The 19,245-nt window shown below is 70.0% G+C and carries 20 protein-coding genes; 1 reads left to right on the top strand and 19 read right to left on the bottom strand.

The features are described 5' to 3' along the window. Positions 1-31: 31 nt before the first annotated feature. The 16 genes from IQ210_RS24465 to IQ210_RS24540 form a co-directional block, all read right to left on the bottom strand. Positions 32-1,000 carry a hypothetical protein gene (locus IQ210_RS24465; RefSeq protein ID WP_194081252.1) on the bottom strand — a complete coding sequence of 323 codons (969 nt, stop codon included), beginning with the start codon at positions 998-1,000 and terminating at the stop codon, positions 32-34. Continuing rightward, positions 994-2,151 carry a PrsW family glutamic-type intramembrane protease gene (locus IQ210_RS24470; RefSeq protein WP_194081253.1) on the bottom strand — a complete coding sequence of 386 codons (1,158 nt, stop codon included), beginning with the start codon at positions 2,149-2,151 and terminating at the stop codon, positions 994-996. Before IQ210_RS24470 ends, IQ210_RS24465 begins: the two co-directional genes overlap by 7 nt. A 2-nt stretch (positions 2,152-2,153) precedes the next feature. Beyond that, entirely contained in the window at positions 2,154-2,780 is a 627-nt protein-coding gene (locus tag IQ210_RS24475; RefSeq protein ID WP_194081254.1) for an OmpA family protein, read from the bottom strand. 8 nt (positions 2,781-2,788) lie between these two features. Further along, complete coding sequence (locus IQ210_RS24480; protein ID WP_194081255.1) at positions 2,789-3,373, bottom strand: hypothetical protein; 585 nt, start codon at positions 3,371-3,373, stop codon at positions 2,789-2,791. Positions 3,374-3,407: 34 nt separating this feature from the next. Further along, positions 3,408-4,007: a pilus assembly protein TadG-related protein gene (locus tag IQ210_RS24485; protein WP_194081256.1), complete on the bottom strand. Its 600-nt coding sequence runs from the start codon at positions 4,005-4,007 to the stop codon at positions 3,408-3,410. Further along, on the bottom strand, positions 4,007-4,201 hold the full coding sequence (locus IQ210_RS24490) for a Flp family type IVb pilin (protein ID WP_132799273.1): 195 nt from the start codon (positions 4,199-4,201) through the stop codon (positions 4,007-4,009). The genes IQ210_RS24485 and IQ210_RS24490 overlap by 1 nt, the downstream gene beginning before the upstream one ends. Positions 4,202-4,297: 96 nt before the next feature. After that, a complete protein-coding gene (locus IQ210_RS24495) occupies positions 4,298-5,128 on the bottom strand; it encodes a response regulator transcription factor (protein ID WP_194081257.1) in 831 nt (276 codons plus the stop codon). After that, complete coding sequence (locus IQ210_RS24500) at positions 5,125-6,549, bottom strand: sensor histidine kinase (protein WP_228048303.1); 1,425 nt, start codon at positions 6,547-6,549, stop codon at positions 5,125-5,127. The genes IQ210_RS24495 and IQ210_RS24500 overlap by 4 nt, the downstream gene beginning before the upstream one ends. 71 nt (positions 6,550-6,620) lie before the next feature. Beyond that, positions 6,621-7,508, bottom strand: coding sequence for a DUF5936 domain-containing protein (locus IQ210_RS24505; RefSeq protein ID WP_194081259.1), 888 nt, complete (start codon positions 7,506-7,508; stop codon positions 6,621-6,623). An 18-nt stretch (positions 7,509-7,526) separates the two neighbouring features. Next, positions 7,527-8,471, bottom strand: coding sequence for a type II secretion system F family protein (locus IQ210_RS24510; protein ID WP_194081260.1), 945 nt, complete (start codon positions 8,469-8,471; stop codon positions 7,527-7,529). Positions 8,472-8,483: 12 nt separating this feature from the next. Further along, positions 8,484-9,821, bottom strand: coding sequence for a CpaF family protein (locus IQ210_RS24515; RefSeq protein ID WP_194081261.1), 1,338 nt, complete (start codon positions 9,819-9,821; stop codon positions 8,484-8,486). A 13-nt stretch (positions 9,822-9,834) separates the two neighbouring features. Then, the gene (locus tag IQ210_RS24520) at positions 9,835-10,200 is read right to left on the bottom strand and encodes a TadE/TadG family type IV pilus assembly protein (RefSeq protein ID WP_194081262.1); all 366 of its coding nucleotides are present in this window, start codon (positions 10,198-10,200) and stop codon (positions 9,835-9,837) included. A gap of 1 nt (position 10,201) precedes the next feature. Next, positions 10,202-10,522 carry a pilus assembly protein gene (locus IQ210_RS24525; protein WP_228048325.1) on the bottom strand — a complete coding sequence of 107 codons (321 nt, stop codon included), beginning with the start codon at positions 10,520-10,522 and terminating at the stop codon, positions 10,202-10,204. 50 nt (positions 10,523-10,572) lie between these two features. Continuing rightward, positions 10,573-11,820: an AAA family ATPase gene (locus IQ210_RS24530; RefSeq protein ID WP_194081264.1), complete on the bottom strand. Its 1,248-nt coding sequence runs from the start codon at positions 11,818-11,820 to the stop codon at positions 10,573-10,575. Positions 11,821-11,827: 7 nt separating this feature from the next. Beyond that, positions 11,828-12,535, bottom strand: a complete 708-nt coding sequence (gene cpaB, locus IQ210_RS24535) for a Flp pilus assembly protein CpaB (RefSeq protein WP_194081265.1) — start codon at positions 12,533-12,535, stop codon at positions 11,828-11,830. A 40-nt stretch (positions 12,536-12,575) separates the two neighbouring features. Next, on the bottom strand, positions 12,576-13,418 hold the full coding sequence (locus IQ210_RS24540; RefSeq protein ID WP_194081266.1) for a hypothetical protein: 843 nt from the start codon (positions 13,416-13,418) through the stop codon (positions 12,576-12,578). Between the two features lie 321 nt (positions 13,419-13,739). Between IQ210_RS24540 and IQ210_RS24545 the strand changes: the two genes are divergently transcribed. Further along, a complete protein-coding gene (locus tag IQ210_RS24545) occupies positions 13,740-15,434 on the top strand; it encodes a chitinase (protein WP_194081267.1) in 1,695 nt (564 codons plus the stop codon). A 13-nt stretch (positions 15,435-15,447) separates the two neighbouring features. On the opposite strand, the gene IQ210_RS24550 is transcribed toward IQ210_RS24545, so the two are convergent. The 3 genes from IQ210_RS24550 to IQ210_RS24560 form a co-directional block, all read right to left on the bottom strand. Beyond that, complete coding sequence (locus IQ210_RS24550; RefSeq protein WP_194081268.1) at positions 15,448-15,759, bottom strand: hypothetical protein; 312 nt, start codon at positions 15,757-15,759, stop codon at positions 15,448-15,450. A gap of 11 nt (positions 15,760-15,770) precedes the next feature. Continuing rightward, positions 15,771-17,933: an RNA polymerase recycling motor ATPase HelR gene (helR, locus tag IQ210_RS24555; protein WP_194081269.1), complete on the bottom strand. Its 2,163-nt coding sequence runs from the start codon at positions 17,931-17,933 to the stop codon at positions 15,771-15,773. A gap of 63 nt (positions 17,934-17,996) precedes the next feature. Beyond that, positions 17,997-19,232, bottom strand: coding sequence for a glycosyltransferase (locus IQ210_RS24560; protein WP_194081270.1), 1,236 nt, complete (start codon positions 19,230-19,232; stop codon positions 17,997-17,999). Between the last annotated feature and the right edge of the window lie 13 nt (positions 19,233-19,245).

Raw genomic sequence — 19,245 nt, forward strand, 5'->3', positions numbered from 1 at the left:
GGAAAAAGCCGTCACTCACAGCGAATCACCATCACCTCGTAAACGTGTGCACGTTCGCATCGCCCAGGATCTTCCGGGCGAGCTTCAGGGCAGGCTCAGGCGTTCCCTCTTCGAGATAGACCTGTGCCCGTACGCCTTGCTGCTCGGCCGCGTATTTCAGGATGTGGCACTTCTCCCCGAACTTCGCGAGATTCCGGGCCTTGGCCGGTCCGCCCACGGCAATATACGACCCGTCTCCACCGATGACGTCGACGTCCGTGGTTCCCGCGCCCGGCTTGGTCACCTTCATGCCGGGCTTGCCCGGGGCGCCAGAGGGGATCGTGCCATCGGTCAGCTCCGCGACCTTCTGTTCGCGGGCGGCACCGACACGTTCCGCCCGCTCGGGGTCCGTCGATCGTGACCGGCCCTCGCCCGGCGACGCCGTCTCGCCATCGGCCGCTTCTCCTTCCGAGCCGGTGGCGCCCACCGCCATGAGCGCGATCCCGGCCAACCCCAGTCGCGCGGCGAGTGCGGCGCCCAGTGTGCCCTCCCCCGTGGCCGTGGCGCCGGCCAAGGCGAGGCCCGCGCTCGGTGGGAACAGAGCCAGGAGGGAGAGGAGGAGCAGGGCGAAGCCCAGGTAGACGAGGAAGTGGTCCAGGGCGTCCAGGAGGTGGGCGGGTGGGATCGCCTGGCCGTCTGGGCCTGCTTCGCCCAGGCTTCGCCACAGCAGGAGGGTTCCGGTCGTGGCCGATGCCAGGGCCGAGGCGGTGCGGAAGCGGTGGGTGACGAGGGGCTCGGCGAGGAGGGGGGCGGTTGTGGCCACTTGGCGCCAGGTGCGGAGCAGGATCGAGAGTTGCCAGGCGATCCATGCCAGGGCGGCGACGGCGAAGGCCCGCAGGAGCTGGGGGCCCGTGCCCGTCGTGAAGAACTCCTGCACCTCGGCCGTCGATCTGAACGAGCCCAGACCGAGGAAGACGACGGACGGGAGGACCAGGACGCAGGGGATGAGGAGGGTCAGCACGCGTCTCGTGCGAGTGGTGGCAGACGTGGCAGTGCTGGCGGTGGCGGGCGCGCTGGTGTGTGTGCCGTTGCGCGTATTCGGGCTCTCACACCAGGGGTACGCCATGTCCTCGGGTCGTCGGTCGCCGCTATGCGGGCGGCCGTGTCGGCCACCGCCTGGCGTAACGGGTCCTGGGGGTGGGGCAGGGCCGCGGCGGCTTCGTAGAACAGAGAGCGGCGCAGGCGTAAGAAGCGCAGGGCTATGAGCGGGGTCCAGGGGGCGCGCAGCGACGCGTAGTGGAGTACCGCCGCGATCGTGTCGCCGTCCCGGCGCTCGGCGGGGAGGAGTGTGTCGGGGAGTCGGCGTTTCGCTCGGTGCAGGGCGACGACGTCTGCCGTCATGGCGAGGAGCAGTGCGGCGAGAGGGGCCAGGCGGAGGGGCGTCTCGCAGTTCTCCAGCCAGTCGTCCGCGGGTGTACGGGCGTGTGTGGCCGCGTAGTTGTTCAGGGTGTGGTGGGCCACCGCCGCGCCCAGCGGGAGCAGTGCCAGGGGTTTCCACCAGCCCCTCGCTCGCCACAGCACTCCCACTCCCAGGCCCGCGAGCGCCGACCACACCAGGTGCGTGAACGTCCCGACCGCCACCTCGCCTCCGCGCCCCAGGTCCAGGGGTGCGACCGGCGCGGGCAGCCAGGACGTGAGGACGTGCGCGGGACCCGGGACGTACGGCGCCGACAGGCTCTCCGGCACGATCCAGCCACCGTGCGCGGCAATGGCCCGGTCCGCGTCCAGGGCGTACCGCAGCAGCGCCTCCAGCAGACCGAAACCCGCGCCTAGGGCGGCCCCGAGGATCGTGAAGTCGGTGAGGCCCCACTGGCGGCGGACCTTGGCGTACAGGCCGACCAGCAGGAGCGGGGAGATCTTGATCAGTTCCTCGACCCATGGTGCCGCGGTGTACGCGGTGGTGTTCACGACCCGGATCAGGGACTGGTCCGTCTGCTCGGCGATCAGTCGCGTGTACGTCAGTTCCAGGAGCGCCGCCACCGTGCCGCACGCGTACACGCCGACGAGCACGGTGAACAGCGTCGTCGCGGTGCCCACGGAACGTGTGGGCGCGGAGAGCAGGAGCAGTTGTACGACCCCGTACATGGCGGCGGCCACCATGAGCACGGTCACGGTCAGCCCTCCGAGCGCGGGAAGGAGACCTCCACCCTTCGGTTCTTCTTCCGGCCCGTCTCCGTCGAGTTGTCGGCGATCGGGTACTGCTCGCCGTAGCCGCGTACCTCGTACGTGATGCCCGCGTCGTTCAGTTCCTCGTCGAGGACGTCCTGGACCGCGTTCGCGCGCTGGCGGGAGAGGACGTCGCCGTGGGCCGACGAACCCAGGTTGTCCGTGAAGCCGAAGACCCTGATCCGTGTCGCGTTCTGCTTCTTGATCTCGTCGGCGATCGAGGCGATACGGGCCTTGGAGTCGTCGCTGAGCTTCGCGCTGTCCTTGCTGAACAGGACCTCGGCCTGGAGGGCGAACTTGACGTCTGCGTTGGTGTCCTCGCGGCGTTCCTCGCCGCCCTCGTCCTCGACCACCTGCTTGATGTCCAGGACCTTCGGCTCGGCGAGCGTGGCGCCCTCGGGGAGTTTGAGGTCGGGGTCGTTCGGGTCGACCTCGACGGGGGCGGAGGCGGTGGCTTCGGTGCCTGGGGGGACGCTGGGGGTCTCGTCGGCGTGCGCGGTCGTGATGCCGTAGACGTTCGTGACGATCAGGACCGTGGCGGCGGCCCAGGCCACGCGGGGGGTGGTGAGGGTCATGGCCTGCCTCACCCGGAGATCTTGATCGTGGCGCTGGAGAAGGTGGGGAGTTGGAGGGTTACGTCTGTGGTGGATTCGGGTGGGGAGGGGAATTGCATGAAGACAGCAACGGCTTCGCCCGCCTTGAGCATCTGGAAACCTGTTGTCGTCAGGGGGCGTCCATCTGTGTCGCGCAGGACGTAGTAGCGCTTCTTCTCCTTCGAGTCCACGAGGGTGGCCCCGCCGAGGGACCTGCCGTGGGCCATGACCTCGGTCTCATCGCCCTGCAACGCCGCAGGCACCGTGACCGGCTTGGCGGCGTCGTTCTTCAGCGTTCCGTTCACGGTGACGAATCCACCCGAGTCCCGCTCGGCGGTGGTGATCTGGAGAACCAGCCCGCTCGCCCCCTTCAACTCCGCCTGAATCTCGTCCGACTGACCCTCCTGGGGGCTCGGCGCGGAACCATCCTTCTGGGGAGCAGATGCCGTCGTCTCCGGCTTCTTGTCGTCGTCGCCGCCTCCGCCGCAGCCGGCCACACCGGCGGCCAGTCCGGCCGCGAGCGCCAACGCGGCCACCCCTCTACGGGCCTGCGCAGTGAACCGAATGCTGCTCATGCGTCTGCTTCCTTCGTCACTCGTCGTTCGCTTGTCAGTCGGCCAGGTGGACGTCGAAGAGATCCTCGGGCTCCGGCAGATCGTCGAGATGCTCCGGGTCCAGGTCCCAGATCTGGTCGTCCTTGCAGGTGAGGCGCGGCAGTACGTCGTCGGCCGCGTCCTCCGCCGGGGGTTCGAACGTGCACAGGGACTCGATCTCGGCGGTGGCGGACGCCTTGGACTGCTTGTCCTCCGTGCCCGGGATGACGGACTCCCCCACGGACTTGTTGGTCCTCACCTCTACCGTGTAGGCCAACAGCCCCTCCGGATCGCAGACCAGCACCACGGCGTCGTTCTGCGCCGCCAGTTGGTCCGCCCGCCCGCATGAGGGGTCGAGCCCCTCCGCGTTGCCGTTGAAGATGGCCTGCCACTTGGTCGGGTCGAGGACGTCCGTCACCCATTGGTCCGCGAGTTGGTCCCGCCGGTCCTGGGCTGCCGCCAAGGCCGCCGCATCAGCGGCCGTCTGGGCACCGTTCTTGTTCGCCGCGGCCTGGCCGACCGCAAGGTACGCGAACGCGAGAAAGAGCAGGGCCCCCACCACCGTGATGTAGATGGGGAACGCCTGCCCTGCATCGCCGCGTACGCGCCTGCGCATCAGCCCGTGATCTCTCCGATCTTTGTGGTGATCGCGTCGGCAATCTGCTGGCCGATGTTCGTGCCGAGAAGAATCAGAATGATCGCGACGACCACCGCGATGATGCCCAGGTATTCCACGGCCGTCTGCCCCTTGTCGTTTCGCTCGACGCGGGCCTTGAGGTACGAGACCGTGGTGTTGATCCAGTTGCTCATGGCGTTGCCCTCCGTTGTCCGTGGTGCGTGCAACGTACGAGGTGACGCCCTTCTTGCCAGAGGGTCCCAGGGCCCAAATCCGGGCCCAAAACGCGCTCACCGCAGGTCTCCGTGGGAATCCGGGGCCGTTCCCAGCCACTTGGCGGCGGCCTCGGCGCGGCTGGTGCTGTGGAGTTTGGCGAAGATGCGGTTGATGTGGTTCTTGACCGTCTTCTCGCTGATGAAGCAAGTGGCGGCGATCTGCTGGTTGTTCATGCCGGACGCGATGAGCTCCATGATCTCCGCCTCCCTTGCGCTGAGTTGATACCGAGACTGTGCCATAGACGGTTGCAGTTGCGAAAGCGGTTTGACAGAAGTCCCTTGTGAGTGGGGATTTGGGATCTCTGCGTCGTATGCAGTTGCACTTGACAGGCCGAGGTTCTCCGGCAGGGGTGCGGGCTTCGAGCTGCGCAGGCCGGCCATTACGGCGCCCGCCGCCGACGCCGTGAAGTGGGCGCTGCCGGAGCCGATGTCCCGTACCGCCGCGATCAGTTGGTCGGCCGTGAACTCGCCGTGGACCAGGTAGCCGCCGGCGCCTCGACGGAGGGCCTCGTGGACGATCTCCGACTCGCTGCTGTACGTCAGCATCAGCACCGGGGCGATCGGTACCAGGTGCGGGAGGGCCGAGATGCCGTCCACCCCGGGCATCCGTACGTCCAGGAGGATCACGTCGGGGCGGTGGCGGCGAGCGGCCTCGTACGCCTCTCGGCCGTCCGTCGCCTCCGCTACGACCGTGATGTCCTCGCGGCCCGAGAGGAGGGCGGTGAGGCCCGCGCGGACCACCGGGTTGTCGTCCGCCACCAGGACCCGGAGGTGGGTGCGTCGGGATGCCTCGATCGGCTCGGTCGGCTCTACCGGGTCGTGGGGGATCGTCTGGTCGGGCGTCATGCGGCCTCCTCTCGGATCGTGGCCAGCGGGAGTTCCAGGCGGACCTCCGTGCCCTTGGGGTGGTCTCCTCGGCCGATGCGGATGCGGGCCCCGACGGACGCGGCTCGCTCGACCATGCCGACGAGGCCGAAGTGGCCTGCTCTGCCGAGTTGTTCGAGCGTGGTGTTCTCGGGGAGGCCGCGGCCGTCGTCGTAGACCGTGATGCGCAGGAGGTCGCCGTGGACGCCTGCGCTCACGTCCACCTGGGTCGGGGACGCGTGGCGGTGGGCGTTCTCCATGGCCTCCGTGGCGATGGTGAGGAGATTGCGGGTCACCGTGGGTGGGAGCGGGGGGAGGGTGGTCTTGTGGTCGCCGGTGGGGTGGTACATGGCCGGGATGTTTGTGCGGGTGCTGAAGTCCGTTGTTCTGGCTGCCAGTTCGGCCATCACGTCCGTGGGGTGGTCCGGGGTTGCCTGGCGGCGTAGGTCTGCCAGGAGTTCGCGGGATTCCGCGGCTGCCCTGCGGGCGGAGCGGGCCACCAGGTCGGCCTGGTTCTTCAGCAGGGTCGGGTCCGTGTTCGCCGCTGCGGCTGAGGACGCCAGGCCTTCTGCTGCCAGGGCCACGCCGTGCAGGGTCTTCGCCACCGAGTCGTGCATCTCGCGGGCGAGGCGGGTGCGTTCGGTGGCGACTGCTTCGGTTGCTGCGAGGCGGGCCTGGACCGAGGTCAGGGCCTGGGTGGCTGCGCCGAAGCGGAGGAGGAGGTTGCGCAGGGTTACGCCCATGGCGCCTGTGACCACGCAGAGGCCGGGGAGGAGCAACGCCTCGGCGACCGTGGGGTGGAGGTCCTTCGAGCTGGCGTAGACGGTCACGAGGATCAGGCCCTGGAGGGAGGCGAAGCAGCCTGCGCCTCGCCAGCCGTAGACGAGGCCGGCGAGGAGGGGGGTGCAGACGCTGACGTAGGCGAGGGTGGTGTCGGGGCCGGCCGAGATGAGGAGGAGGGCGCCGAAGAGGGTGTCTGCGGCGAGGAGGGTGGGGTGGCGGAGGAGTAGGGGGCCGAAGCGTTCCCAGTCTCTGAAGAGGACGTAGGAGCCCATGAAGGTGACGAGTACGGCTGCGGCGACGAGGCGGGCGCCTAGGCCGGGGGCGGCGTTGAGGAGGGCGGCGGGGGAAGCCAGGGCGATCATGGCCAGGCGGAAGCCGAAGACCTGGCGGCACATTGCCTGGAGGGCGTTGGCTTGGAGGGGGATTGTGGGTGCGGGTGCGGGTGCGGCTGCGGGTTCGTGGGTGGGCATCCGGCCTTCGGCCGGATTTGGGTTCCCACCCGCACCGCCCGTGCGGGTTTCGATTTCGGGTGCGGGTGGCCCCTGTGGGGGCTCAGCGCCGTCGGCGGCTGACCGCGCAGTCGTGGAGATCTCCGGCCCCGGCGCTTTCTCCCCCGCCATTCTCGAACGTCGCCACAGCCCCCCGGCCCCATCCGCCCTCGGCCTCGTCATCGTCATCTTCGGCCTCCGCTCTACTTGCCCGTGATCGAGCCGAAGTCCGTCCCCGAGCCCAGGATCAGGCCCGCGCCCAGGAGGAGCATCGTTGCCGGGACCATGAACGTGGTGATCATCATCGTGGCCTTGGGGACCGCGCGGGCGGCCTTGCGGCGGGCGTTCTGGGCGTCCGTGCGGCGCATGTCCTTGGCGAGGGCGATGAGGGTGTCGACGATCGGGGCGCCCAGTTCCTCGCCCTGTTGCAGCGCCGTCACGAACATCGCGACCTGCTCGGAGTCGTTGCGGCGACGTAGTTCCGCGAAAGCCTCACGCCGGCTCATGCCCAGGTCCATCTGGCGCAGCGTGATGCGGAGTTCGTCGGCCCACGGGCCCTCGTACTTCGTCGCCACCCGGTCCAGCGCCTGGCGGAAGCCCAGGCCCGCGCTGACCACCACCGCCAGTACGTCCAGGAAGTCCGGCAGCGTGCGCTCGATGACGTCCTTGCGTACGCGGATCGCCGACCAGATGCCGACCTCCGTCCAGAACGCCCCGAACGCGAAGAGGAGCAGCGCCAGGAGCCAGCTGCCCCGCATGACGGACAGGAGGCCGCCGAAGCCGCCCAGGAAGCCGTACACCGCCCGGCGTGCCGCGTAGCGGTCTATCGTCAGGCCGCCGGGGTTGCCCGCCAGGTCGATCTTGCGCCGGTACTTCGCCACCTGCTTCGGGCCCATCAGCCGCAGTACCGCCGGCGCGTACCGCATCCCCAACCGGTCGATCACCGAGTCCACCGCGCCCGTGCGCGTGGCGCCGACCTCCAGCGCCAGCACCAGGTCGCTCGGCAGCTTCGCGTCCGCCCTGTACATGCGGATGCCCGCGAAGACGCCCCAGACGGACAGCCCCATCAGCAGTGCGAGTCCGATCGCCATGGCCTTGCCTCCCCTCCCTCACACGTCGATACGGGACAGACGGCGGATCAGGATGAAGCCCACCGCGTACATCGCGAACGCCACGATCACCACGCCCTGGCCGACCGGGGAGCCGGTCATGCGGTCCAGGGCGCCGTCCTTCACCCCGTTCATCAGGAACAGGGAGCCGATGCCGAGGACCGGGACCGCGTACGACGTCATGTTGACCTGGGAGAGCTGGGTGCGGACCTCACGCCGGGTCTCCTTCCGCTCCTCCAGCGTCTCCGTCAAGTTCCGCAGGGCTCCTACCACTTGGCCGCCTGCTCGGTTGGAGAGGACCAGGGTCGTCACCAGGACCACCAGTTCCCTCGACGGCAACCGCTCCGCCATCTCCCCCAGCGCCTCGTCCAGTGACGCGCCCAGCGCCAGCTGGTTCGCCACCTTGCCCAGCTCCTCCCCCGCCGGGGCCTCCAGCTCCTCCGCCGCCATGCCGATCGCCGTGCGCAGGGCCAGGCCCGCCTGGGTGGCGTTCGCCAAGATCCTGGAGAGTTCCGGGAGTTGGTTGATGAACTTCTCGATGCGCTTCTGGCGTTGCCAGTTGAGGAATTGCAGGGCCGCCCAGATGCCCAGCAGGCCGGCGAGGGGGCCGAAGAAGGGGGCCAGGGACGCCTGGCCGATCAGGAACAGGCCGGCCGCGCTCGACATCATGTAGACGAAGAACTCGCCCGGCGTGATGTCGAGGCCGGTCGCCGCGAGTCGCAGCTCCAGCTTCCTGCCGAACCGTGTGCGGCGCAGCCGCCGGTCCAGTTTCGGGAAGCGGCGCCTGCGGACGCCCGCCTCGATCTGGCCGGTCGCCGAGAGGCGGTCGATGAGGGCCTGGCGCTGGGCCTTGCCCATGGCGTACGCGTGCAGGCCCGCCACCGCGAGGCCGCAGGCGACCAGAGTGAGGCCGGTGGCCAGCTGGATCAGGGTGTGCAGTTCCATCAGCCAGTCCACCTACCTGGTTTCTCGGGTCGTCAGCTCGGCCACGGACTGGGCCACGCCGAAGGCCTGCGGGATCGGCTGGCTCGCCATGTAGAGGCGGTTGGCCGTGCGGCGCGGCAGCGGGGAGTACTCGAAGGCGCCGTGCACCCGGCCGTCGACCCCCATCGGCTGGGCGTTGAAGCGGGCGACCGTGGCGAGGCGGTACGGTTCGCCGCCGTGGCTGTCCAGCAGCGCGATCTCGGTGATCCTGCGGGCCCCGTCCGGGAAGCGGGTCAGCTGGATGATGACGTCGACCGCGCTGTTGATCTGGTCGTGCAGCGCCTCGAAGGGGACACCGACCTCGGACATCGACGCGAGGGTCTTGAGCCGCATCAGGGCGTCCTCGGTGCTGTTGGCGTGGACGGTGGCGAGCGAGCCGTCGTGGCCGGTCGACATCGCCTGGAGCATGTCGAGGGACTCGCCGCCGCGGACCTCACCCACGACGATCCGGTCGGGGCGCATGCGCAGGGAGTTGCGGACCAGGTCGCGGATGGTGATCTGGCCCTTGCCCTCGACGTTCGGGGGTCGGGACTCGAGCCGGATGACGTGGGCCTGCTGGAGCTGGAGTTCGGCCGAGTCCTCGATGGTGATGATGCGTTCGTGCTCGGGGATGAGGCCGGAGAGGGCGTTCAGCAATGTCGTCTTCCCGGTGCCTGTCGCGCCCGAGACGATGATGTTGAACTTCGCCCGCACCAACCCCGCCAGCAGGTACAGCATGTGCTCGTCCAGCGAGCCGAAGCCGATCATCTCGTGCAGCGTGAAGGAGCGGGGGAAGCGGCGGATCGTCAGGGTCGCGCCCGTCAGGGACAGGGGCGGGATGATCACGTTCACGCGCTCGCCCGACGGGAGGCGGGCATCGACCATGGGGTTCGACTCGTCCACCCGCCGGTTGACGGTCGACACGATCCGCTCGATCGTCTGCATCAGCTGGTCGTGGGAGGGGAAGCGGAGCGGCAACTGCTCGACCCTGCCGCCGCGTTCGACGAAGATCGCGTCGGGGCCGTTGACCATGATCTCGGTGATCGAGGCGTCTTCGAGGAGCGGTTCCAGGATGCCGAGGCCGAGTGCCTCGTCGACGACCCTGCGGATCAGCTGCGAGCGCTCGACCGTCGACAGGACCGGGCCCTCGCGGCTGATGATGTGCCCGAGCACCCGCTCGAGCCGGGCCCGGCGCTCGGCCGCCGCCAGCGAACTCATCTCCGCGAGGTCGATCTCCTCCAGCAGCTTGGCGCGGTACGACGAGACGAGGTGACCGTCCTCGCCCCGGGCGCCGTTCTCCTCGGGGGTACTGATGCGTGCGCGCAGGCTCATGGTCGTACCTCGTTCAATGGTCGAGCGGCATGGTGGCGGTCTTGGTCGCGTTACCGAAGTCCCAGACGAGGAGGGGGATGTCGACGGTGGCGGTGACCGTCACCGTGTCGTCGCCCTGGGCGGCCGAGCAGGACACGGACAGCCAGTCGCTCACCGCGTTCGCGCAGCCCTCCTGTGCGCTGCGCTCCAGCGAGGCCGCCCGTGCCCCCGCCCTGGCCGCTGTGCCGGCCTGCTGGGCGGCGTAGGCGATGAGTCCGACCTGGACGCCGGCGAGGGCGACCAGGAGCAGGATCGGGATGAAACCCAGGTACTCGATGGCTACTTGGCCGCGGTCACGCCGGGCTTCACGACCGTCGAGGACTTTCTCGTCGTACGACATCTCAGTCCTTCTCCTCCTGCACGGCCCCCGCGTGCCCCTCGACGGTGAACGGGAAGCCGATCGAGCCGGGGAAGAGCACGGGCACCTTCAGGGACACGTCGGCCGTGACGTAGTCGCCGTCCGCCGTGCAGTTCACCTCGGCGTCGCCCTGCCAGGCGCCGGGCAGGTCCTTGAGGCCCGCCTCCTGGCAGGCCGCCTGGCCCTCCGATGCCGTCCCCGCCCGTACCGCCTGGTCCGCGGCATGCCCGGCCAGCGTGAACGTATAGCCGACCAGCACGAACTGCCACACCAGCACCAAGGTGGCGATGATCAGCGGCGTCATCCCGAGGAACTCGATGGTCACCTGGCCGCTGTCCCCGTACCGGCGCCGCCTCACGGCCCGAGCTCCCTGCGCCTGCGGAAGCTCACCGCACCCCGGTCACGGCCCTTGTGTGCACCGGACCCCTCCCGCGCCTTGACCAGCCCCAACTCCCCCGCCAGGGCCCACAGCGCCTGCTTCACCGTGCTCTTGTTGTCCAGCTCGTGCACGCGGCCCGCGTCCACGACTCCTTGCAGTTCCTTGAAGTTGGCGGGGATCGCGGTTCCGGCGACGGCCGTGCCGGTGATCTTCTGGACCAGGTGGGGCTGGATCTCCGTACCGCGGGTGTGCCGGTTGACGACGACGGTCGTCTCCTCGGCCTTGCGGATCTGGAGCCGGTCCCACATGCGTACGGTCCGCTTGGCGCCGCGTACCGCGACCACGTCCGGCGTGGTGACCAGCAGCGCCGCGTCCGCCATCTCCACCGCCGCCGCCCCCGCGCCGCCGAGTTGGGCGCCGCAGTCGACGACGACCACCTCGTAGCGGGAGCGCAGGGCGCTGACGATCTGGCGGGCGGCGCGGTCGGTGACCTCCTCGCCGCGTTCGCCCTCGCCGGGGGCGAGGAGCAGGGCGACGCCGGTGTCGTGGCGGTAGACGGCGTCCGCGAGGACCCTCGGTGAGATGTCCGTGATCGCCGCCAGGTCCACCACCGACCGGCGGAACTGGACGTCCAGGAAGGAGGCGATGTCGCCGGTCTGGAGGTCCATGTCGACCAGCGCGGTGCTGCGGCCGGACGCCTGGGCGGCCAGGGCGAGTTGGATGGCGGTGAGGGTCGCGCCGACCCCGCCCTTCGCGCCGCTCACGGTGACCACGGTGCCGCCGACGCCGGTGAACACGTCGACGCCTGCGCCGAGATGACGTCGTACGCCGACCGACCAGGCGGCGACGGCCTGGACGCGGTTGGCGAGCTCGTCGTAGTGCAACGGGAGGGCGACCAGGCCGCGGGCGCCGTAGTCCATGGCCGCCTGGAACAGGCCGGGGCTCGCGTCGGAGGTGACGAGGATGACGCCCACCGCCGGGAAGCGCAGGGCGACTTCGCGGATGAGCTCCAACGCGGGGACCGGGCCGATGCGTTCGTGGACGACGACGACCTCGGGGAGTTCGTCGACGGACTCGGCGGCGAGGCGGGCCAGGGTGTCGACGAGCTGGGTGGAGTCGACGACCGGGGCGACCGGTTCGGCGTCCGGGAGCTGGCTGAGGAGGGTGGTGATGGAGCGGACGGCGTCCGCGTCGCCTACGGCCGGCAGGATCCTCGTGGGCATACGGCTCTCACTTGTCCTTCGCGAGTTCGTACGTGCGGTCCTGGTCGGGAACCGGCTGGTCGCCGCCCGAAGCCACCAGGGCGAGCCGGACCCGCTCGGCGAACGACTCGGCGTAGGTGAGGCGCTGGGCGTCGAGGGTGGAGAGGGCGAAGGTGATCGGGACGGCCTCCTTGGAGCGCTGGTCCCGGTTGCTCTCGTCGGGGTCGAGCGAGGTGAGCCTGCCGACGTCGAGGACTTTCGCGTTCGTTACGATGATCTTGGACTGGGCGGGGCTACCCTCCCGCTCGCCCTCGAAGGTGGCGTACACGTTGACCGTGGAGCCCGGCGTGATCTTGCCGGCGACACCGGTCGCCGCGTCGATCATGATGGCGACCTCCTGCTGCCCGGGCTGCAGAGCCGGCTGTGCCACGATCATGTCGCTCTGCAGCAGGGAGCCCTTCTCCAGCTTGGTCACCGCGATCTTGCCCTCGATGTCGCGCAGATCGGTGACGGCGTTGGCCGACAGCCATCGCTCGGGCATCGAGATCTTCTCGAACTGGGCCCTGCTCAGCGCCGTGTAGGGCTGGATCTCGGACTTGACCTCGTACGCGGTGACCTCGGGGCCGACCTTGGACTTCGCGTCGTTGATGACGGACAGCACACCGGCGAAGGCCGCCAGGGCGCAGACGACCGACAGGATCAGGAGTATGACGCCGCGGCGCTGACGGGAGTTCATGAACCGGACAACCTCATTGGGGGATGTGGGTCGGCAGGGCTCACCCGGTGGTGAGTTGGTGCTGTTCGAGGGGCGATGTCGCGGAGCAGAAGACACAGCGGTCGCCGATGACGTCGATGCCGCACCAGTGGCAGCTGGACTGCCGTACGGACGTCACCAGTTGGTAGAGGACCGACAGGTCGGGCAGGAAGGTGCAGAACTCGACCAGCTTGGCGGTGCCCCACCAGGCGGCGGACTCGGCGGGCAGCGGCGCCTCGCGCAGTCCCTGGACGTTCCAGGCGGGCGCGAGGGTGTTGGCGACCCAGTCGGTCTGGAGCTGGCCCTTGGCGACGAGCATCGAGGTGGCGAACTCGGGCCCCGACAGGGACGCTTCGGGGCCGATGCGGACTAGTTGCGGCTCGGGGTGGGCGATCACGCCGAACTGGCTGCCGGGCACCCAGGACTTGGCGTGGGACTTCAGCCCGACGGGGACGCGATCGAGCTTGGTGACGGAGCCGAGGACGGCACCGGCGTGAATGTAGTGGGTGAGCAGCCGGCCGGCGGAGGCGAGGACGCCGGGGCTGAGGTCGCAGGAGGCGAGCTGCCGCAACTGGCGGGCCAGGACGGCCAGTCCGAGGGGCGGCAGATCGGGACGGAAGAGCGCGATCCGGTCGCTCTCCAGCAGGGAGCGGATGGTGTGCAGCCGCCGTTCCACACCGGGAGCGACCACCTGCGAGCACACGACGATCACATGGCCGCACTGGTCGATCAGCTGTTGCAGGGCCGCCAGCGCCTGGTCCAGCGGCTGCCGGTCGAGGTCCTTCAGGACGACCGCGGGCACGGTCCGCTCGTCCTGCGGCGGCAGTGCCATGTCGGCACCGGTCACGGCAATGGCAGTTGGCACGCGCAGCTCCCCGTTCCCATGCCCCGCCGGCCCGACCGGCGTTACCCGACCCACCCAGTCGACTTCACTGCGTGACTACGCAAGCACTCTAACCACGCGGTTGTGACCGGAGAACAGCGTTTGTGTAGCTGGCGAGGAACTGCCGTTACACAAGTTGCGCCAAATCGGGGCAGGTTGAGCATCTTGCCCGACACATTTCGGTCCTGGGGCCCTTGCCAGGGTCGCCGGGTGGGCCCAGGGACCCATGCGGCTCACCCATCGAGATGGACGAACTGGTCTGGACCTATTGACAGATGGATTGGTCTGGACCAGCTTATTGTCATGTCCCCACAGAGACGATCGACCCGGCTCTGGTCCGGAGTCGTCACCGTTGCCCTCGTCGCCTTCTCCCTCTCCCTCGCGGGCGCGGGACAGGCCTCCGCAGCCGACGTCAACAACGCCAAGAACGCCGGATTCGAGTCCGGCCTGACCAACTGGACCTGCACGGCGAGCAGCGGTACGACCGTCTCCTCGCCGGTCCACTCGGGCGCCGCCGCCCTGAAGGCGACCCCGGCGGGCCAGGACAACGCCAAGTGCACCCAGTCCGTCGCCGTGAAGCCCAACTCGACGTACACGCTGAGCGCCTGGGTCCAGGGCGGCTACTCCTACCTGGGCGTCACCGGCACCGGCACGACGGACGTGTCCACCTGGACCCCCGACTCCGCGTCCTGGAAGCAGCTGTCGACCACGTTCACCACCGGCGCCTCGACGACGTCGGTCACGGTCTACACCCACGGCTGGTACGGCCAGGCCGCCTACTACGCCGACGACCTCTCGGTCTACGGCCCCGACGGAGGCGGCGGCACCGACCCGACGCCCACGATCCCGGCCGCACCGGCGGGCCTGGCGGTCTCCGGCACGTCCTCCTCGTCGGTGTCCCTGACCTGGAACACCGTCTCCGGCGCCACCGGTTACAACGTCTACCGCGGCGGTACGAAGGTGACGGCGGTGACCGGCACCTCGGCCACGGTGACCGGCCTCGCGGCCTCGACGTCGTACTCCTTCCAGGTCACGGCGACCAACTCGGCGGGTGAGTCCCCGAAGTCGGCGACGGTGACGGGGACAACGACGGCGACCCCGACCGGCCCCGCGCTCCCGAAGCACGCGGTCACCGGCTACTGGCAGAACTTCAACAACGGCGCCACCGTCCAGAAGATCTCCGACGTCCAGTCCCAGTACGACATCATCGCCGTGGCCTTCGCGGACGCGACGACGACGCCGGGCGCCGTCACCTTCAACCTCGACTCGGCCGGTCTCGGCGGCTACACCGTCGACCAGTTCAAGGCGGACATCGCGGCGAAGAAGACGGCCGGGAAGAAGGTGATCATCTCGGTCGGCGGCCAGAACGGCACGGTGTCGATCAACGACTCGACGTCGGCGACGAATTTCGCCAACTCCGTCTACTCCCTGATGCAGACGTACGGCTTCGACGGCGTCGACATCGATCTGGAGAACGGCATCAACGCCACCTACATGACCCAGGCGTTGCGGTCGCTGTCCTCGAAGGCGGGCTCGTCGCTCATCATCACGATGGCGCCGCAGACCATCGACATGCAGTCGACGTCGAACGGCTACTTCCAGACCGCGCTCAACATCAAGGACATCCTCACCGTCGTCAACATGCAGTACTACAACAGCGGTTCGATGCTGGGCTGCGACGGCAAGGTGTACTCGCAGGGCTCGGTGGACTTCCTCACCGCGCTGGCCTGCATCCAGTTGGAGGGCGGACTCGCCCCGTCCCAGGTGGGGTTGGGCCTGCCCGCCTCGACGAGCGGCGCGGGCAGCGGGTACGTGTCACCTACGGTCGTGAACAACGCCCTGGACTGCCTGACCAAGGGCACGGGGTGCGGTTCCTTCAAGCCGTCGAAGACCTATCCCGACCTACGGGGCGCGATGACCTGGTCGACGAACTGGGACGCCTCGGCCGGGAACGCCTGGTCGAACGCGGTGGGGCCGCACGTGCACGGGCTGCCGTAGGCGGCCGGACCGCTCAGTCGCCGTCGAGCATCTCGTAGGTCTCGGCGAAGATCTCGCCCTCACAGGCGTAGTGCTCGCCGCGCACTCCCTCGATCAGCATCCAGCCGGGCGGGATCTCGTCCGGCGCCGAGCCCCGCTCCATGGTGCGGATGCGGAGGACCCGCCCGCCGTCCCGCTCTTCCGAGGCGACGAAGTCGTCGCCGAGGAAGGCACGGACGGCGGGCAGGTCCTCTTCGCGGCCCGTCCAGAGCAGCGCGCGCACGGTGACCGGGCGCTTGCGGGCGCGGACGACTGGCATGAAGGGCTCCTGAGGGGTCGACGTCATGAACCACATTGTCAGGAGCTGGACAGAACAACCAGCCGTTCGGTCGCGCGTGTCATCGCGACATAGCGGTCCACCGCTCCCTCGACCCCCGTGCCGAAGTCCTCCGGGTCGACCAGGATCACGAGGTCGAACTCGAGCCCCTTCGACAGTTCGGGAGTCAGGGAGCGGACACGGGCCGTGGGCTCGAAGGTCTCGTCGCCGATGACGCAGGCGATGCCTTCGGCGGGGTGCTCGGCGAGCCAGGTGTCGAGGACCGGGGTCAACTCCTCCACGCGTCCGTGCAGGACCGGGATGCCGCTGCTGCGGATGGAGGTGGGGACGTTGGCGTCCGGGAGGGCGGCGCGGATGACCGGCTCGGCCTCCGTCATCACCTCTTCCGGGGTGCGGTAGTTGATGCTCAGGGACGCCATGGTGATGCTGGTCAGGCCGATGCGGCGCAGGCGCTCCTCCCAGGTCTCGGTGAAGCCGTGGCGGGCCTGGGCGCGGTCGCCGACGATGGTGAAGCTGCGGGACGGGCAGCGCAGCAGCAGCATCTGCCATTCGGCGTCGGTGAGTTCCTGCGCCTCGTCGACGACGATGTGCGCGAACGGGCCGGCCAGCAGGTCCGGTTCGGCGACGGCGAGTTCGGACTCGTCGACCAGGTTGCGCTGGAAGTCCGCGCGGCGCAGCTGGGTCATCAGGCCCTCGCCGTCCGGGTCGGCCGCGATCAGGTTCTCGACGACCTGCGCCATCTGCTCACGCTGGGCGGCGAGCGCGGCCTCTTGGCGACGCTTGCGGCCGTCCGCCTTCGGGTCGCCGAGGCGCTGCCGGGCCGCGTCGAGGAGGGGCAGGTCGGAGACGGTCCAGGCCGCCGGGTTCGCGCGTTGCAGGGTGCGGACCTCGTCGCGGGTCAGCCAGGGCGCGCACAGGCGCAGATAGGCGGGGACGGTCCACAGGTCGCCCACCAGGTCCGCCGCCTCCAGCAGGGGCCAGGCGCCGTTGAGGGCGCCCACCAGCTCCTTGTTCTGGCGCAGCACCCGGCGGAACAGCTGCGGCGGGACGTCGTCGCGCCCCTCGTACTTCTCCTCCAGGATCGCGACCAGCTTGTCCCAGATCTGGCCGCGGGCCTCGTTGTGCGGGGTGCCCGGTTCCGGGGCGTCGAAGGCCTCGGCCCAGTCGGCGGCGGTGAGGCGGAGGTCGGTGTGGTCGACCGTGACGGTCAGGCCCTCGGCGGGCGGCTCCTCGTAGAACCGTACGGCCTTCTCGATCGCCTTCACCAGGTCCGCCGAGGACTTCAGCCGGGCCACCTCCGGGTCGGTCTCCAGAGTCGCCTCCGCTCCTTCCTCGACCAGGTCGCGCAGGATGCAGGTCTGCACGCCCTCCTCGCCGAGGCTGGGCAGGACGTCGGCGACGTAGGAGAGGTAGGGGCGGTGCGGGCCGACGAAGAGGACGCCGCCCCTGCGGTGGCCGAGGCGCGGGTCGGAGTAGAGGAGGTGGGCGGTGCGGTGCAGGGCGACGACCGTCTTGCCGGTGCCGGGGCCGCCGTCGACGACGAGCGCGCCTCGCGAGCCGGCGCGGATGATGGCGTCCTGGTCGGCCTGGATGGTGGCGAGGACGTCCCGCATCCGGTCGGAGCGGTTGCTGCCGAGGCTGGCGATGAAGGCGGACTGGTCGTCGAGGGCGACCTGCCGCTCCAGGCCGTCGGCGGTGAACACCTCGTCCCAGTAGTCGCTGATCCGGCCGTCGGTCCAGCGGTAGCGGCGGCGGCTGATCAGGCCCATCGGGTTGGCGTGGGTGGCGGCGAAGAACGGCTCGGCGGCCGGGGAACGCCAGTCGATCAGCAGCCGGCGGCCCTCGCTGTCGGTGAGGCCGAGGCGGCCGACGTAGAGGGGCTCGGGGTCGTCGGCGGTGACCATGCGGCCGAGGCAGAGGTCGAGGCCGAAGCGGCGCAGGGTGCGCAGCCGGGCGGTCAGGCGGTGGATCTCCGCGTCCCGGTCCATCGCGGCCCGGCCCGCGCCGCCGGGTGCCTTGAGCTCGGCGTCGAGGCGGGCGGAGAGGTCGGCGATCGACTCCTCCAGGCTCGCCGCGATGGCCGCGAAGTGCCGCTCGTCACCGGCGATCAGGGTGGGATCGGCCTTGGCGGAGAGACGGTCGGGGAGGGCGAACGCCGAGGCGGCGGTTCCCTGGGGGTTCACTTGATCAGCTCCGATGGAGGCCGGATGCGGGTGATTGACGATGTTCAAGGATGAGGGTCGGTTCTAGGCCACGATGGTGCCCGCCATGCCGATCAGCAGCTTCGCCGCCGTCGTCGCCCCGTCCGTGCGGACCGTGGCCGCCAGGGACCTGGCCCGTTCGGCGGTGTCGGGGGCGAGGGCCACGGTGAGCGCGGCCGACAGGGAATCGTAGGTCGGGTTCGGGCCGTCGTGGGCCGCGCCGATGCCGAGCTCGGCGACGCGGCCGGCCCAGTAGGGCTGGTCGGCCATCTGGGCCACGACCACCTGGGGCGCGCCGGCCCGGGCGGCGGTCGTGGTGGTGCCGGCGCCGCCGTGGTGCACGACCGCGGCGACCCGGCGGAACAGCTCCTGCTGGTTGACCTCGCCGACGACGCAGCAGTCGTCCTCGCCGTCGATCAGCGCCAGGTCGGCCCAGCCGCGCCCGAGCAGGACGCGGTGGCCCTGCGCGCGGACCGCCTCCACCGCCGCCCGGGAGACGTCCGCCGCGTCCCGCAGCGGCATGCTGCCGAAGCCGACGTACACCGGCGGGGCGCCCGCCGCCAGGAACGTCTCCAGGTCCGCGGGGAGCGGCCGGGCGTCGGTGCGGATCCAGGCGCCGGTCTGGACGACGTCGAGTTCGGCCGGCTCCTGCCAGGGGCTCAGGGCCGGGTCGGACGCCAGGAGCGGGCGGGCGGTGAGGACGTGGTCGCGGATGTCCGGCACCGGGGGCAGGCCGAGCGCCGCACGCCGGGCGTTGACCGCGCCGCCGAACAGCTCGTTGAGGACCTCGGTGTTCAGGTCCCACAGCTCGCGGTTGTCGGTGACGTCCGCCGGGAGCGGGTGACCGGGGAAGGCGAGCGGGGGGTGGTGCGGGGAGGGCAGGTAGGACGGGAAGTAGGAGACGAACGCATACGGGACGCCCGCCTTCTCGGCCGCGGCACGCGCGGCGGCAGCAGCCGGGAGCAGGCCCGTCGCCACCACCAGGTCGCTCCCCTCGGCGACCGGGGCGACCGCGTCATACACCGAGTCGAACAGCCAGGCGGCCCGCTCGGCCATGGTCGGGGGCAGCTTGGTCGGCTTCCCGGTCAGGGCGTCCGTCGCCAGCGCCCGCACCGACTGTCCGATCGGCACCAGCGGGACGCCGACTGCGGCCAGCAGTTCCTCGAAGTCGGGCGGCGCGCAGACCCGCACCTCCGCGCCGAGTTCCCGCAGCGCCACGGCGAGGCCCAGCATCGGCTCCACGTCGCCGCGCGACCCGTACGTCAGCAGCACAACACGCATCCGCGTTTTCCCC

This window comes from Streptomyces justiciae (assembly GCF_015163075.1).
In the GTDB taxonomy this organism is placed as follows: Bacteria; Actinomycetota; Actinomycetes; order Streptomycetales; family Streptomycetaceae; genus Streptomyces; species Streptomyces justiciae.